Here is a 229-nt window from a genome sequence, read left to right on the forward strand (position 1 = left end):
ATGTCCAGGCTGAATCTGCCAACCCCCCGTTTAATTCGGCTACAAAGTCTATCGTTACAACATCTCCATTTTTCAAAGGAGAATTTCTAGGGAATCCATGACATATCTCATCATTAATAGATGCACATGTAGCATATTCATATCCTTTATAGCCTTTTTGAGCAGGATTAGCTCCGTTACTACTCATGTACTCTTCAACAAATGCATCAATTTCAAGGGTACTGATGCC

1 protein-coding gene is annotated in these 229 nt (G+C 39.3%); it reads right to left on the reverse strand.

Annotated features, from left to right (window positions below; all coding sequences use genetic code 11):
• On the reverse strand, positions 1 to 229 hold a 229-nt coding region (locus tag AOA61_RS02725), incomplete at both ends, for a M24 family metallopeptidase (RefSeq protein WP_143521173.1).

The organism is Pseudomonas sp. 2995-1 (genome assembly GCF_002742505.1).
Classification (GTDB): Bacteria; Pseudomonadota; Gammaproteobacteria; order Pseudomonadales; family Pseudomonadaceae; genus Aquipseudomonas; species Aquipseudomonas sivasensis.